This is a genomic window from Pseudoalteromonas phenolica (assembly GCF_001444405.1).
GTDB lineage: Bacteria > Pseudomonadota > Gammaproteobacteria > Enterobacterales > Alteromonadaceae > Pseudoalteromonas > Pseudoalteromonas phenolica.
Map to the genome: position 1 here is coordinate 964,812 of NZ_CP013188.1, position 14,803 is coordinate 979,614.

Below are 14,803 nucleotides of genomic sequence, written 5' to 3' on the forward strand. Positions count from 1 at the left end.
CATAAGAAACCTGAGGATATGCAGTTTATCTCTTTTATTAAACTTTAAATTGCGAGTTTGTTAGCCTTTCCTCATACATTCCTATGATAAGTATAAATACAAGTATGAATAAAATTACGCTTTCCCTTTTGGCTGCTTTATCAGCAATTCCCGCATTTGCAGACGTTGAGTATAAACTTTCTATAGATCAGCCAGCTCACCACCTTGGTGATGTTAAAGTTATTTTTCCAAAAACATCTCAAGCACATTTAGATATTCATTTACCTGATTGGCGAACGGGACGTTACGAAATTTTAGACTTAGCTAATGGTATTCGATTCTTTGAAGCAAAAAGTGAAAATGGCGAAAATCTTCAATGGAAAAAGATTGATAAAAATACATGGCGCATACATTTAGATGAGCCAACAGAAGTCAACGTTTCTTACCAAGTCTATGCGAATCAATTGGGTATGCGTTCTCGTCATATTGATGATAGCCATGCATTTATTGATGCATCAGGCTTTTTTATGTTCAGTGATTCATTTAGACAAGAGCCAGTAACTGTAGATCTAGATGTACCAAAAGGGTGGCGTTCAGTCTCTGGGATGGATTTTGCTGATGATAAGCATAGTTTTAAGGCGGATAACTACGATATTTTATTAGATTCTCCTATCGAAACAGGTATTAATGACTTATATAAATTTGAAGTGGATGGTCGTAAATATGAACTCGTTATTTGGGGCGAGGGTAATTACGACGTTGAATTAATGCTTTCAGATCTTAAAAAGCTCGTTAAAACAGGCAGTTTAATTTGGCATGACTACCCATATGAGCGTTATGTATTTATGGTACATGCAACCAGCGGTGCTCGTGGTGCGACAGAGCATTTAAATTCTACCATTATCCAAAGGCATAGAGATTCGTTTGCAAAGCGTGATGATTATATTGGTTTCATTGCAACGGCTGCACACGAATTTATCCATACTTGGAATGTAAAAAACTACCGTCCTGCTGGCTTAGTACCTTACGATTACATTGCACCAAATTACTCTGATTTATTGTGGTTGTCTGAAGGCTCAACCAGTTATTTAGAAAACTATTTATTGTTAAGCGCAGGTATAACAAGCAACGAAGAGTTTTATAAAGATCTGAATAAAACCATTTCGCGTCATTTAAAAACACCGGGTAGAGAAGTACAGTCAGCTGCTGAAACCAGTTTTGATAAGTGGATTAACGCTGGTGGCGATCATGGACGTAACTTCAGTACCAATATTTACTCAGAAGGGTCATTAGTGTCACTAGCACTTGATATTGACTTACTAGATAAAAGTGAAGGTAAAGTAAGTTATAGAGATGTGCATTCAGAGCTATATAAACAGTTTAAATTACCTAAAAGCTTTAATAGCCAAGATGTTCAAAATATTTTAAAGCAAATTTCTGGTCGTGATTATTCAACCTGGTGGAAAGAGAATGTTGAATCACCGCTAAGCATTGACTTTGATGCACTGCTTGCAACTGTTGGCTTAGAATATACACGCCCAGACAATAGCAAAGCCGTTGCTGGTTTGGATGTGATGGCAAAATCTAATGGCGAGCTACTTATTTTAAGTCATGTAGCGAGAGAAAGCTCTGCATGGCAAGGAGGTTTAACCGCCGGTGATAAATTGGTAGCTTTAGATGGACGTCAAGTACGTAAATCATTAAAAGATTCGTTGGCTTTGTTTGAGCCTGAGCAAGAAGTTTCAGTGAGCTTTATTAGACGTCATCAACTCATGACCACAAAAGTAAAGCTTACATCTGACTTTGATAAACCTAAAAAGGTGAAAGCAGTTAAAGCACCGACTGAACGTCAGGCTAAATTGTATAAAGCATGGACGGGTGTAGAACATCCAAATGCAATTTATACCAATCCTCAATAATACTTAATCATTTAGAGGGACTAAAACTGACGTTAGCTTCGTTGAAAATTTCTTATTTAGAACAACTAATTGCAAAATTTTCGCCTTGATACCTACAAGTTTTACTTGCCTCAAAATAGATTACTTAATTAAGAGGATTGGTATTAATTTTTACTTTTTAAAGTAATAAAAAAGCCCAAGTTATTTTAATCACTTGGGCTTAATATTTTCTATGATTTACCCTGAGTTGTGGTTAACTACTTATGACGCTGCTCAAGTGTATCAATCACATCCTTTAAGTTTAACTCGCTACGTTGCAATAAAACCGTTAGGTGATAAAGCAAGTCAGCTGATTCATTTAGCAACTCTTCATTGTCTTTTTTCATGGCGGCTAGTGCGACTTCAACACCTTCTTCGCCCACTTTTTGGCAACTGCGGCTTAAGTCTTTTGCAAACAATGACGCTGTATAACTTGATGCTGGATCTGCATCTTTACGTTCAACAATCACATTCTCAAGCTCAGCTAAAAAAGCTAAATGAGGTTTTGCATCACCAAAGCAACTTGTTGTACCCAAGTGGCAGGTTGGGCCTTTCGGGTTGGCAAGTACTAAGATCGAGTCAAAGTCACAGTCTGTGTGTGCTGACACAAGCTCTAAATAGTTTTCTGAGGTTTCACCTTTAGTCCATAAACGCTGTTTAGAGCGAGAATAAAAGGTTACAAGGCCTTTCTCAAAAGTCATTTCAACGGCCGCTTGATCCATAAAACCTTGCATCAGAATTTGGCCGGTTGCTGCATCTTGAATGATCGCAGGTAGCATATCGGACTTTTTAAAATCAAGTTTTGATAAGTTTTCTTTAGTTAGTTGCATAATCTCGCTGCGACCCCATTGTTTGCTAGGAATTGTTTAAGTTCGTTTATGTCTATGATGTTTTTGTGGAATACGCTTGCAGCAAGAGCACCGTCAACTTGGCTTTGCTCAAATACATCAACAAAGTCTTGCATGGTGCCTGCACCGCCAGATGCGATAAGCGGCACGTCACAAATTGCTCTAATTTCAGATAATTGCTTATTGTCGTAGCCTTTACGCACACCGTCTTGGTTCATGCAGTTTAAAACAATTTCACCAGCGCCTAAATCTTGCACACGTTTAACCCATTCTTGTGTTTTATAACGGGTCCTTGAAGACGCATTTGGATCACCAGTGAGCTGATAAACAAGATATTGATCTGTTTCAGCGTCATAAAAACTGTCGATACCGACGACAACACATTGTTTACCAAACTCATCGTGCAATTCTTTTATGAGTTCAGGTCTGTGTATTGCGGGGCTATTGATACTGATTTTATCAGCTCCACTTTCAAGCACTTTTGCTGCATCTGCAACAGACTTTATACCACCAGCGACACAAAACGGAATGTCGATGTGACGGGCGATTTGCTCTACCCAAGTGACATCTAATAAACGTTTTTCTACACTGGCAGAAATTTCATAGAACACCAGCTCATCAGCGCCGGCCTTACTGTAAAGCTCGGCAAGTTCTAGAATGTCACCGACAACTTCATGACCTTTAAATTTGACGCCTTTTACTACTTGACCATTTTTTACATCAAGGCAAGGAATTATGCGTTTTGATAACATGCAAGTGCCTCCTCAACTGTAAAAGCGCCATCAAGAAGAGATTTACCTAATATGACACCGCCTACACCAATTTCAGCGAGTCGTTTAATGTCATCCAATGAGCTCACTCCACCAGAGGCTTGCACTTTTATGTTGTTATTGTGTGCAACGATTTCTTCATACAGGGCAAAAGAGGGGCCTGTCATTGTGCCGTCTTTACTGATGTCCGTGCATAAAAAGTCAACAACTCCTAATTCCACATAAAAGTCGAGTAGGGTGAATAGGTCTTTGTCCGCATCGCTTAACCAACCATGTGTTGCAGGTGCCCAACCAGATTCGGTTTTGTTCACATCCAGTGCAATGACAAATTTTTCAGGGCCAAACTCTTTGATCCACTCTGCAACTTGCGTTTGTTGATCTACTGCCATTGAACCAATAACGACTTGAGCTGCACCAGCTTCAATCCATTGTTTTACATCTTCATAGCTGCGTACGCCGCCACCGACTTGGTAGGGGACGTTTAATGCTTTTGTTGCTGCTTGAATTTGTTGCCATTGCTTTTTTTGCGGATCACGAGCGCCTTCTAAATCTACTAAATGTAATTTTTCTGCGCCTGAGTTCTGATAGGCAAACAGACGTTCACCTAATTCAAATGGATAGAACTGAGCTGTGTCGTATTTACCTTGGTAGAGGCGAACAATTTGATTTTGTAGTACATCTAAAGCTGGAATTATCATGTTAACCTCTGCCTATACATTCCAATTTAAAAAGTTTGTTAAAAGCTTTGCGCCGACTTGTGCACTTTTTTCAGGGTGAAATTGCATCCCTGCGTAGTTGTCTTTACAGACGATGGCAGAAAAGGTTTGACCATATTCGCCAGATGCTAAGGTGAAGTCATTCACACTGTGTGCAAAGCTATGCACAAAGTACACTTGATCTTTTGTAGTGATCCCTTGAGTTAACGCGTGAGGTTTTTCAATTACCAAATTATTCCAGCCCATGTGCGGTGCAGTTAAATTGCCTACTTCAAGCTCAGTTACAGCACCAGGGATCTTGTTCAAGCAGTTAACGTCACCTTCAGAAGTCTTTTCACACAAAAGCTGCATACCTAGACATATGCCCATTAATGGCTTTTGATATTCATCGATGGCTTGCTGCCAACCATTATCAAGTAAACGCTTCATGGCAACAGACGCGTGGCCAACACCAGGCAAAATTGCTCTGTCAAATTGTGCTAATTGTTCAGGGTCTGTAATAATTTCTGGATTAGCGCCTAGGCGGTCAAACGCAAAACGCACAGAGTTAATATTGGCACAGCCGGTGTTTATAATGGCTATCATAAACACCCCTTAGAACTTGCTGTTAACTGGCTTGCATCCTTTTGGATTGCCACACGTAATGCTCTTGAGAAAGCTTTAAATAACCCTTCTACTTGGTGGTGACAATTACCCTCTGATACGGACAAGATCAAACTCACAGCAGCATTATCAGAGAAAGACTTAAAGAAGTGCTCGACCATTTGTACATCTAAGTCCCCGACTTTTTCACGAGAGAAATCAGCATTGAGTACAAATGAGGCGCGGCCCGATAAATCAATCTGACATTCAGCTTTGCATTCATCCATTGGCAGCGCAAAACCATAACGGTTAATTTGCGTTTTTGTACCAAGGGCTTGTTTTACAACTTGGCCAAGCGCGATACCGATGTCTTCAACCAAGTGGTGCTCGTCTATGTGTAAGTCGCCAGAGGCTTTAATATTAAGGTAGATATTGGCGTGGGTTCTTATTTGATCCAACATGTGATCAAAGAAACCTAACCCTGTAGAAATTTCTCCGCTAACGCCTCGGTCAAGATTAACAGCAACATCAATTTGTGTTTCTTTGGTGTTGCGCGTTACTGATGCTTCACGATTCTGAGTGGTTAATTGAGTAACAATTTGCGGCCAGTCACCTTCGTACAGAATACCTTGAATACACAAGTTATCAGCAAGGCCTAAATCAGTTTGACGGTCACCAATGACATATGACTTAGCAAGATCGACTTTTCCTGAGCGCATTAATTCTGTAAGTAATCCCGTTTTCGGTTTTCGACAATTACAGTTATCTTCATCGAAGTGTGGGCAGATTAAAACGTCATCGAACTTGATCCCTTGTGATGAAAAAATTTCCATCATCTTGTCTTGTGCAACATCGAAGTCAGCGGTTGGGAAACTATCAGTGCCTAAGCCATCTTGGTTTGACACCATTACTAAGCGGTAACCTGCAGCTTGAAGTTGTAAAAGCGCAGGAATAACATTTGGCAGTAGTACTAGCTTTTCTAGGCTGTCGACTTGTTTATCCGTGATTGGCTCATCAATTAATGTGCCGTCTCGGTCGATAAATAGATATGGTTGACTCATTTTTATTCCTTACTACTTATAGGCCATTAAGCCAGTCGGTGACTTGTTGTAATTCTTGCTCTGTGCCGATCGAAATTCTAATCCAATCATCTTGGTCGAATAATACAAATGGGCGCATTATCAAACCAGATTGCATGGCAACATCAATGGCTGCTTTGTCTTTTAAACGGATAGTGACAAAGTTTGCATAGCTGTCTAACACAGCGGCTACTTGCTTGCTGTTTTTAAGTGCTAATGAAAGCTCAGCTTTCGCTGCATTTAAAATTTGCACTTGGCGTTTTACTTGAGTGATGGCATCTTTACTTAATGCTTGTGCTGCTATGGCAGCAACCAAAGTCGAAACTGGGTAAGGTGCGATGACCTTTCTGACGATATTCAATAGTTCGCTGTTAGAAAGCATGAAACCCGTTCTTAGACCTGCTAAAGCAAAAGCCTTAGAAAGTGTTCTTAAGACAACAATATTATTGAAATCTTGTAACAGACTGACAGAAGAATATGCTTCACAAAATTCAATATAAGCTTCATCTACAACAACAATAGCCTTACCAGACAATTCATCCGCGATTTCAGCAATTTTCTCTACAGGTAAAATTGCGCCGGTCGGATTATTTGGATTACAAATAAAAACCAGTTTTGATAGCGCACACGCTTCGCTAATTGTGGTTTTATCGTCATTAATTAGTTGCTCTTGGCTCAATACATTCAATGCGACGTTGTGTGTATCAGCCGTGACTTTATACATGCCGTAAGTTGGTGCAAAAATACTGATTGAATCTTTGCCCGGCTCGCAGAAAGTTCTAACTAACAGCTCTATTCCTTCGTCAGCACCGCGTGTCATTAATACATTTTCTTCGCTTACGCCTGCATAATCAGCGTATGCATCAATCACTGCTTGCGGTTGAGGATCAGGATAACGATTCAAGTTATCTAGACTTACGTCAAAAGTCTTAGCATACGGGCTTTCATTTGCATTTAACCAAGTTGAACCCGTTAGTTTCATGCTTTTAGCTGAGCTATACGCTTTTAGCTCATTGATATTCTTTGGTAACAGCGTGGTGATCACATCACTCATTTACAAATTCTCCAAACGCACTTTAACGGCATTGGCGTGTGCGTCTAATCCTTCTGCATCAGCAAGCGGTAAAATCGCTTTGCTTAAATTCACTAAACCCGAAGGGGTAATACTTTGCACAGTATATGTTCTATAGAAGTCCATTAAATTAAGACTTGAGTAGACTTTACTGTAGCCATAAGTTGGTAATACGTGATTTGTACCAGAGGCATAGTCTCCCGCAGACTCAGGCGTATAATCACCAACAAACACAGATCCTGCATTTTTAACTAACCCGACATATTGGTCGGCTTGGTCAATTTGTAAAATAAGGTGTTCAGGACCATATTTGGCAGAAACGTCAAACGCCTGTCCCATGTCATCGACTAATATCAAGGCACTGTTCTCTAGCGCCGCACGTGCGATATCTGCACGAGATAAGGCTTCAAGTTGAAGCTCAATTTGCTGCTGTGTTAGGGCAATGATTTCTTCGCTATTACATACAAGCAACACTTGAGAATCACGGCCGTGCTCTGCTTGAGAGAGTAAATCAGCGGCGATAAAAGCTGGATTTGCACGCTCATCAGCAATGACCATAACTTCAGAAGGGCCTGCAGGCATATCAATCGCAAACCCAGGTACAGACTGACTAAGCAGTTGTTTGGCCATGGTTACATAGCTATTACCAGGACCAAATACTTTATTTACCTTAGGGACAGACTCGGTGCCATAGGCCATAGCCGCGATAACACCTGCGCCACCACTTTCGATGATAGTGGTGATCCCGCATAGTTTAGCTGCATATAAAATGGCAGGGTGGATGCGCTCATTACCATTCACTGGCGTTGCTAATACCACAGTTGTGGCACCAGATAGCTGTGCACACACGCCTTGCATTAAAACAGAAGAAGGCAGTGGCGCACTGCCACCGGGTACATAAAGGCCTATAGCATCAATCGCTTCAAATTTTAATTCACACACCACGCCCGGTGCGGTTTCAATCTTTTTAGACACCGGTTGTTGCTGTTGGTGAAACGCTTTGATGTTGCTATAAGCTAAATCAATGGCTTGCTTTAAAGACGGCTCAAGCAAGTCTTCACTTTGCGCTATTTCTTCGCTCGGCACACGTAAACGAGGCTGTTCACGTTTGTCGAACTTTTTAGCAAACTCAAGTAATGCGTTGTCACCGTTAGCAATGACATCATTAATTATCGCTTGTGTTTGCTTCTCAATCGACTCACTGGCTGTAACTGCAGGTCTTTCTAAAATTGCTGCCTGTGCTGATTGAGAACCCTCATTCCATTTAAACACAGTTGTTACTCCATCATTTTTTCAATTGGCATAACGAGGATAGAGTTTGCACCAAGTGCCTTTAGCTCTTCCATGGTTTCCCAGAATAGTGTTTCGCTGCTAACCATGTGTAGCGCCACATAATCGTCAGAGCCAGCAAGTGATAGTAGGGTAGGCTGACCAGTACCTGGCAGTAGTTCACACACTTCGGTTAATTTTGCTTTAGGCGCGTGAAGCATGATGTACTTACTTTCTTTGGCTTGCTTAACACCTTTTAAGCGCGGCATTAATTTATTGATTAGTGCCAGCTTATCTTCATCGTTAAGTTTTGGGTTTTGAATAAGGCATGCATTTGATTCAAGAATAGTATCACCTTGCATTAAGCCGTTTGCTTCAAGTGTTGCGCCAGTAGAAACGAGATCACAGATTGCATCAGCAAGTCCAGCACGAGGAGCGACTTCTACAGAGCCTGTTAGCATTACCGCGCTTGCGTTAATGCCTTCACGTTTTAGGTAGCCTTTTAGAATTTCAGGGTAAGTTGTTGCAATACGCTTGCCTTCAAACCATGACTTATCTTGCGGACCAAGCTCTTGTGGCCATGCAAGTGCAAGGCGGCAATAACCAAAATCTAACTTAGACAGTTTCAGTACTTCAGAATATTGGTTTAGACTCTGACGCTCAGCTTGTGTTTCTTCGAGTACGTTTTCGCCAACGATACCTAGGTCACATACACCGTCCATAACAAGACCTGGAATATCGTCATCACGAACACGTAAAACATCGATTGGCATATTGGTTGAGTGTGCAATTAAGCGTTGTTCACGAAGGTTTAATTTAACACCTAGTTGCTTGAGAAGTTCTTGGCAATCTTTTGAAAGTCTGCCTGATTTTTGAATTGCGATTCTTAAACGATTGTTAGTACTCATAATTTATATCCTTTGTTCTAAAACGAAAAACCCCGAGGGAACCTCGGGGCGATATAAATTCTGAGCTGAGTCGCCGGGAGGTTCCTTTTAGGAATAACCCACCAGCGAAAGACCTGACAGGCTATTCGGGTGTATGATGGTGATGATGAATAGTTGTCAGTGTAATAAACATGTAAATTCTCTTAATCAATTTTGATAACTTAATTAGAAGAACATATTTTACGGTTTCAGTGCAACTAAAATTTTGAATTTTTTAAAGTATAAATTATAACTGTCGATAATAAGAAGTAGGTACAGACATTCTGGAGAACGAGATGGATGTGTTTAAACCATTGTTAAATAACATAATTAGACTTGAGGTGTCACATAAGCCGACCTTTTATGTTGCAGGTGTTATAGATAATAAAGTTGAAAAAATAAAACTCGATAAAGCCAAAAAAGAAGACGTAAAAAGAAAACTCAACGAGCAATCAACCAATAAAAAGCAAAAACAAAATGAAAACGACGTGGAAGACGGTAAGCATTTAGATATATGGGCGTAACATATTCTTTATGTTTTAAAACACTCGGTTGCTCATCTAAACACTTAACCGTACAATTGCAAAAAACACTGCCGTAGTCATTTCTTGCAAATTAAAACGCTTTTTTCAGAATCAGGTCCATTAGCTTTAAATATTCCTGGATACATACCTAGACAGCCACAAATTGAGATGGCTGAGATGGTGCATGCCGCAATAGAAAATAAATCTCAATGTGTAGTCGAGGCAGGGACTGGTACGGGTAAAACATTCGCGTATTTAATTCCAGTGTTACTCAGCGATAAAAAATCGATCATCTCAACAGGGTCTAAAGCACTGCAAGAACAGCTTTACCATCGAGATTTACCGCAACTTGCTAAAATTCTGAATAAAGGACGAAAAGTTGCTCTGTTAAAAGGGCGAGCAAACTATCTTTGCACCTATCGGCTTGATCAGCATGTTGCACATGTACCAACCGATGATCCTGATGTGATGCACCAACTTGCCATGGTTGCTAAGTTTGCCTCACAAACTAACACGGGTGATTTAGCCGATTGTGTTGGTATTGAAGAAGATGCCAAAGTATTACCTTACGTAAACTCTACGGCGGATAACTGTTTAGGTAAAGAGTGCCCTGATTTCGCTGAATGCTACATAAGAAAAGCGCGTATTAAAGCCATGGAAGCTGATATTGTGGTGATCAATCATCACTTATTCTTCGCAGATATGGCGGTGAAAGATTCTGGCTTTGCTGAACTTATGCCTGACGCTGATAATTATATTTTTGATGAAGCACACCAAATTCCCGAAATTGCCAGTGATTACTTTGGTGACAGTATAAGTACCAAACAGCTGGTGGCTTTGATCAATGATCTGCGTTTAATCTACCGTTCTGATATTCCAGACATGTTGCAATTGGGCAATACACTCAATAAGTTAGAAACGGCAGTTGCCGATCTTCGACTGGCTTTTGCAGGCGAAAGTTCTCGGGGAGATTGGCGAGAATCTTTAACCAGCAAAACCATTTGCGATGCGCTGCACCGTGTCATTTCAGATTTAGATTTCTTGTATAAAGTCTTAAAACTTTGCCTGGATAGAAGCGACAAAATTGAACATCCATTTGAAAAAGTGTTGCAGTTCAAAAACCAATTAGAGCGCGCATTTGATACCACACAGACGGGTTACAGCTATTGGTACGAGACAACGCGACGTTTCTTAACAATTAATATCACACCCTTGAACGTCGCAAATAAATTCAAAGAAATTATAGAGCGTACGCAAGCGAGTTTTACTTTTGCATCTGCGACCCTATCAGTAAATGACTCGTTAGATCATTTTAATAAGAGCTTAGGTTTAAAGCCGAAGCATCAATTATTGGTAGAAAGTCCGTTTGATTATGAAAATCAGGCGGTGTTATGTATGCCTAGATATTTGCCGGAAACCAGTGATGATATGATGCCTCATAGCTTGGTAAAACTCGCCAAAGAGCTTATAAAGGCAGCAAAAGGGCGTACATTTTTACTTTTCACAAGTTATCGAGTCATGCACTTAGTTTATGAGGGGTTAAGTACAGCTACTGAATATCCCGTGTTTATGCAGGGACAATCGTCTAAGCGGATCATTCTTGAACAGTTTATTCGACACGGAAACGCGGTATTAATGGGCACGGCTTCTTTTTGGGAAGGGGTTGATGTTCGTGGTGATGCACTCAGTTGTGTTTTAATCGATAAACTGCCTTTTACATCACCTGACGACCCATTATTACAAGCTAGAATGAAAGATTGTGAATTAACAGGTGGTGAGCCTTTTGAAGACATCCAATTACCCCAAGCAATCATTAACCTTAAACAAGGTGTCGGTCGCTTAATTAGAGATCACAGTGATAAAGGTGTACTTGTCATTTGCGATAACCGTCTAGTTACGCGAAAATATGGGCAGACATTTTTACAAAGCTTACCTAATATGCGCCGCACAAGAGATTTTCAAAGCGCATTACAGTTTTTAGAGAACATAGAATAATATGACTTATAACCTTTTAGCGTTAGATGCTTCAACTGAAGCGCTAAGCATTGCCATTCAATTTAATGGTCAAACAGTTAAACATTTTGAGGTTTGTCCTCAGCAACATAGCCAAAAGGTCTTGCCTTTAGTTTCTGAGTTATTAGACGAAGTTGGGTGTAAGTTACAAGATTTAGATGGCATTGTATTTGGTCGCGGACCGGGCAGTTTTACTGGTGTTCGTATTAGTGTTGCCATTGCACAGGGTCTGGCGTACGGTGCTAATTTACCGCTGGTTGGGATCTCAACATTACAGGCAATGGCACAGCAAGCACTCGAAGAAAAAGAACTAGATTCAGTCATTACGGGAATTGATGCGAGAATGGGTGAGATTTATTTCGCTCATTATTTTAAATCTGAAACTGGACTCGCTGAATTAAACATAGATGAAAATGAAGTAGTGTGTGCGCCTGCTGATTTACCAGAGTCGATTAAAGGCTTAACTGCGGTAGGAACCGCATGGGAGCCTTATGCAGAGCAAGCCGCCGATTTAAATTTAGATGTCATCTCTGAAATTACCTTACCCGATGCCGCATACATGCTAAAAATTGCAGAAGTTGAGTTTGATAAAGGTAACACAGTTAAAGCTGCCGATGCGCAGCCGCACTATGTAAGAGATACGGTAACTTGGAAAAAACTGCCTGGCAGAGAATAATCCCCGTTATCAAGCTTAAATATTTAAAAGCCAGAACAGTGTTCTGGCTTTTTACTACTGATTATTTATCAATAAATTACTTTTCGATAAAGTTAATTAGTTTTTCTGCAATTTGAGTGTTGTTTTGTGACCCGATAAATTGCTCATAGCCTTTGCCATAAGCAAAAACTTGTACATCTATCGCAGTATGACCGCTTGTTGTCCAGCCAGTATAAGTCGCTGTATTGATCACTTTGTTGATGGCTTTGTAAAGCGCTTCATCACCGTCTTGTTTTGCTTTAGAAAGTGAATCTAACGCATCTTTACTCAGCGCTAAACTTGTATGTTGATTCCATGCGGTTTTTAAATCATCAGCTTCAAGTAGTGATTTGGTCATTGTCATTACAGACGAGTTCACTTTTTTCACTTCATCAGGTAACCAAGTGTATTTGCCATTTGCACCTAAGGTTAATCCCCCCGTAGAATGGTCGGCGGTTACAACTAACAAAGTATCAGGGTTTTGGTCAACATAGGCCTTAGCAAGTTCAATTGATTTGGCAAAGTCGTGCATTTCTTTCATCGCACATGCAATATCATTTGCGTGACCGCACCAATCAATTTGGCTGCCTTCTAGCATGATAAAGAAACCTTTATCATTGTTTTTAGATATTAAATCTAAAGACTTAAACGTCATTTTTTCTAAGCGGTTTGGATTCTCATCTATTGCATGCGGAAACGCTTTGTCGGCAAATAGCCCCAGAGCAGGTAATTGTTCAATTTGATTTAATTTTTGCCAATCAGACGTATATTGATAACCCGCTTTTTCAAATTCTTTAATTAAATCTCTGTCGCTGCGTTTAAAATATTGCACGCCGCCACCAAGCATTAAATCGACGGGTAGCTTTCCTGCAATTTTTACGTCGAAATAATCATCAGCGATTTCATCATAGTTACGACGTGATTCATTATGTGCTGCAAAACTTGCTGGTGTTGCGTGATTTATTTGAGAAGTTGATACTAATCCAGTACGCATGCCTTTTTCTTTCGCCACTTGAAGCATGGTTTTTAAAGGCTTTTTGTGAGTATCGACCGCAATCGCACCATTGTAGGTTTTGATAGCTGTGCTGAGAGCTGTGGCACCAGCGGCACTATCAGTAACATAAGTATCATCGTCAGGGTAGGTGTGTGCCATACCAACGAGTATCTGGTCGAAAATAGTGGGTTCTACCAGTTTAGTATTCGGATTGTCCGAGTAATAGCGATATGCGGTGGTAAAAGCAGGACCCATACCATCACCTATCATATAGATAATATTTTTTGGTGCTTCAGCAGCCAAAGATTGATTAGCGAATGCCAATAAGCACGATGCAGTTACTGCACTCATCGCGTACTTCATATGTATTCCTTATTTCTTCCCGTGTGTTCAACAAGATAAACCTTAAAATAACTATTTATTATTCGACTCAAGGCATAGCAAATGATTGTTGAATTGTTTTGCTTTTAGTTTTAAGTAAGTGGAAGATATTACCAGTTAAGCGATTAATAAATAATTAAAATATGACAAGTGACGAAAAAAATACGCTAAGTGTTTTAAAAAAACTCGGTTTATCAGGGAAAATTGTAGGTAATGGAAAAAGTTTAGTCCTCTGTGTTCATGGCTGGCTGGATAATTGCGACAGCTTTAAACCCATGCTGAATGAGAAAGTGAATACTAAGGACTATACTTGGCTTGCTATAGATTTACCGGGTCATGGTGAATCTAAATGGAAAAGTTCAGATGCACATTATTACTTCATAGATTACATATATGATTTAGATGTTTTAATTAATGAACTTAATTTTGAGAGAATATTCTTGATTGGCCACTCTATGGGCGCAATGATTTGTAATCTATATGCCGCTTGTTTTCCGCTTCGCATTGCGGCATTGGCACTTATAGATGGAATTGGCATTGTAACAACAAAGCCGAGCGAAACAAAAAAACAGTTATTGAATGCTTTTAGGCAGCGAAACAAACTTATTGAAAGCAAAGAAGCAAAATTCTTTAGTAGTTTTGAGGATGTCATCAATGCAAGGATGAAGGCTTCTGATTTAGATTATAAAAACGCTGAAATCTTAATGAATAGAAATTCGACTGTTTTTAAATCTGGTGTAAAACTTAAAACCGACCCCAGATTAAAACAGCATTCTGGCTTTAGGTTTTCTAAAGCTCAAGCTTTGTCTTGTCTAGAAGATATTGAAACACCAACACTATTTATTAAGGCAAAGCAGGGATATCCAATGGTAGATGCTCAATTTAATTTATTTAGATCATGTTTTATTAATTTAAAAGTCGAAGAATTGTCGGGTGGTCATCATTGTCATATGGAAAATGCAGCGCAAACTTTACAATCAATTTCATCTCATTTCGACGCATATAATGAAACTTGATTG

14 protein-coding genes are annotated in these 14,803 nt (G+C 39.9%); 5 read left to right on the forward strand and 9 right to left on the reverse strand.

Features of this window, described 5'->3' with window-relative positions:
* Positions 1–104: 104 nt before the first annotated feature.
* On the forward strand, positions 105–1,898 hold the full coding sequence (locus PP2015_RS21325; protein ID WP_058032494.1) for a M61 family metallopeptidase: 1,794 nt from the start codon (positions 105–107) through the stop codon (positions 1,896–1,898).
* Between the two features lie 236 nt (positions 1,899–2,134).
* On the opposite strand, the gene hisIE is transcribed toward PP2015_RS21325, so the two are convergent.
* From hisIE to hisG, 8 genes are read right to left on the reverse strand one after another with little or no spacing between them, the layout of a single operon-like run.
* On the reverse strand, positions 2,135–2,746 hold the full coding sequence (gene hisIE, locus PP2015_RS21330) for a bifunctional phosphoribosyl-AMP cyclohydrolase/phosphoribosyl-ATP diphosphatase HisIE (RefSeq protein ID WP_058032495.1): 612 nt from the start codon (positions 2,744–2,746) through the stop codon (positions 2,135–2,137).
* Entirely contained in the window at positions 2,737–3,516 is a 780-nt protein-coding gene (hisF, locus tag PP2015_RS21335; RefSeq protein ID WP_058032496.1) for an imidazole glycerol phosphate synthase subunit HisF, read from the reverse strand. Before hisF ends, hisIE begins: the two co-directional genes overlap by 10 nt.
* Complete coding sequence (locus PP2015_RS21340) at positions 3,498–4,232, reverse strand: 1-(5-phosphoribosyl)-5-[(5-phosphoribosylamino)methylideneamino] imidazole-4-carboxamide isomerase (RefSeq protein WP_058032497.1); 735 nt, start codon at positions 4,230–4,232, stop codon at positions 3,498–3,500. The genes hisF and PP2015_RS21340 overlap by 19 nt, the downstream gene beginning before the upstream one ends.
* 12 nt (positions 4,233–4,244) lie before the next feature.
* On the reverse strand, positions 4,245–4,835 hold the full coding sequence (hisH, locus tag PP2015_RS21345) for an imidazole glycerol phosphate synthase subunit HisH (protein WP_058032498.1): 591 nt from the start codon (positions 4,833–4,835) through the stop codon (positions 4,245–4,247).
* Complete coding sequence (gene hisB / locus PP2015_RS21350) at positions 4,832–5,893, reverse strand: bifunctional histidinol-phosphatase/imidazoleglycerol-phosphate dehydratase HisB (RefSeq protein WP_058032499.1); 1,062 nt, start codon at positions 5,891–5,893, stop codon at positions 4,832–4,834. The genes hisH and hisB overlap by 4 nt, the downstream gene beginning before the upstream one ends.
* A gap of 16 nt (positions 5,894–5,909) precedes the next feature.
* Positions 5,910–6,965 carry a histidinol-phosphate transaminase gene (hisC, locus tag PP2015_RS21355; protein WP_058032500.1) on the reverse strand — a complete coding sequence of 352 codons (1,056 nt, stop codon included), beginning with the start codon at positions 6,963–6,965 and terminating at the stop codon, positions 5,910–5,912.
* Positions 6,966–8,255, reverse strand: coding sequence for a histidinol dehydrogenase (hisD, locus tag PP2015_RS21360; protein ID WP_058032501.1), 1,290 nt, complete (start codon positions 8,253–8,255; stop codon positions 6,966–6,968).
* Positions 8,256–8,260: 5 nt separating this feature from the next.
* On the reverse strand, positions 8,261–9,160 hold the full coding sequence (gene hisG / locus PP2015_RS21365; protein ID WP_058032502.1) for an ATP phosphoribosyltransferase: 900 nt from the start codon (positions 9,158–9,160) through the stop codon (positions 8,261–8,263).
* Between the two features lie 314 nt (positions 9,161–9,474).
* Between hisG and PP2015_RS21370 the strand changes: the two genes are divergently transcribed.
* The 3 genes from PP2015_RS21370 (at position 9,475) to tsaB (ending at position 12,391) form a co-directional block, all read left to right on the forward strand.
* Positions 9,475–9,702 (forward strand): hypothetical protein, encoded by a 228-nt coding sequence (locus tag PP2015_RS21370; RefSeq protein WP_058032503.1) that lies wholly within the window; start codon positions 9,475–9,477, stop codon positions 9,700–9,702.
* 84 nt (positions 9,703–9,786) lie between these two features.
* Positions 9,787–11,697 (forward strand): DNA repair helicase YoaA, encoded by a 1,911-nt coding sequence (locus PP2015_RS21375; protein ID WP_058032504.1) that lies wholly within the window; start codon positions 9,787–9,789, stop codon positions 11,695–11,697.
* A 1-nt stretch (position 11,698) separates the two neighbouring features.
* Positions 11,699–12,391 (forward strand): tRNA (adenosine(37)-N6)-threonylcarbamoyltransferase complex dimerization subunit type 1 TsaB, encoded by a 693-nt coding sequence (tsaB, locus tag PP2015_RS21380; protein WP_058032505.1) that lies wholly within the window; start codon positions 11,699–11,701, stop codon positions 12,389–12,391.
* Positions 12,392–12,467: 76 nt separating this feature from the next.
* On the opposite strand, the gene PP2015_RS21385 is transcribed toward tsaB, so the two are convergent.
* Positions 12,468–13,766, reverse strand: coding sequence for an alkaline phosphatase (locus PP2015_RS21385; protein ID WP_058032506.1), 1,299 nt, complete (start codon positions 13,764–13,766; stop codon positions 12,468–12,470).
* 161 nt (positions 13,767–13,927) lie between these two features.
* Between PP2015_RS21385 and PP2015_RS21390 the strand changes: the two genes are divergently transcribed.
* Positions 13,928–14,800: an alpha/beta fold hydrolase gene (locus PP2015_RS21390; RefSeq protein WP_058032507.1), complete on the forward strand. Its 873-nt coding sequence runs from the start codon at positions 13,928–13,930 to the stop codon at positions 14,798–14,800.
* Positions 14,801–14,803: the final 3 nt, after the last annotated feature.

Bases quoted from the DNA above. Each gene is read 5' to 3' on its own strand.
- PP2015_RS21325 (WP_058032494.1), top strand. From the start codon at position 105: ATGAATAAAATTACGCTTTCCCTTTTGGCTGCTTTATCAGCAATTCCC.
- hisIE (WP_058032495.1), bottom strand. From the start codon at position 2,746: ATGCAACTAACTAAAGAAAACTTATCAAAACTTGATTTTAAAAAGTCC.
- hisF (WP_058032496.1), bottom strand. From the start codon at position 3,516: ATGTTATCAAAACGCATAATTCCTTGCCTTGATGTAAAAAATGGTCAA.
- PP2015_RS21340 (WP_058032497.1), bottom strand. From the start codon at position 4,232: ATGATAATTCCAGCTTTAGATGTACTACAAAATCAAATTGTTCGCCTC.
- hisH (WP_058032498.1), bottom strand. From the start codon at position 4,835: ATGATAGCCATTATAAACACCGGCTGTGCCAATATTAACTCTGTGCGT.
- hisB (WP_058032499.1), bottom strand. From the start codon at position 5,893: ATGAGTCAACCATATCTATTTATCGACCGAGACGGCACATTAATTGAT.
- hisC (WP_058032500.1), bottom strand. From the start codon at position 6,965: ATGAGTGATGTGATCACCACGCTGTTACCAAAGAATATCAATGAGCTA.
- hisG (WP_058032502.1), bottom strand. From the start codon at position 9,160: ATGAGTACTAACAATCGTTTAAGAATCGCAATTCAAAAATCAGGCAGA.
- PP2015_RS21370 (WP_058032503.1), top strand. From the start codon at position 9,475: ATGGATGTGTTTAAACCATTGTTAAATAACATAATTAGACTTGAGGTG.
- tsaB (WP_058032505.1), top strand. From the start codon at position 11,699: ATGACTTATAACCTTTTAGCGTTAGATGCTTCAACTGAAGCGCTAAGC.
- PP2015_RS21385 (WP_058032506.1), bottom strand. From the start codon at position 13,766: ATGAAGTACGCGATGAGTGCAGTAACTGCATCGTGCTTATTGGCATTC.
- PP2015_RS21390 (WP_058032507.1), top strand. From the start codon at position 13,928: ATGACAAGTGACGAAAAAAATACGCTAAGTGTTTTAAAAAAACTCGGT.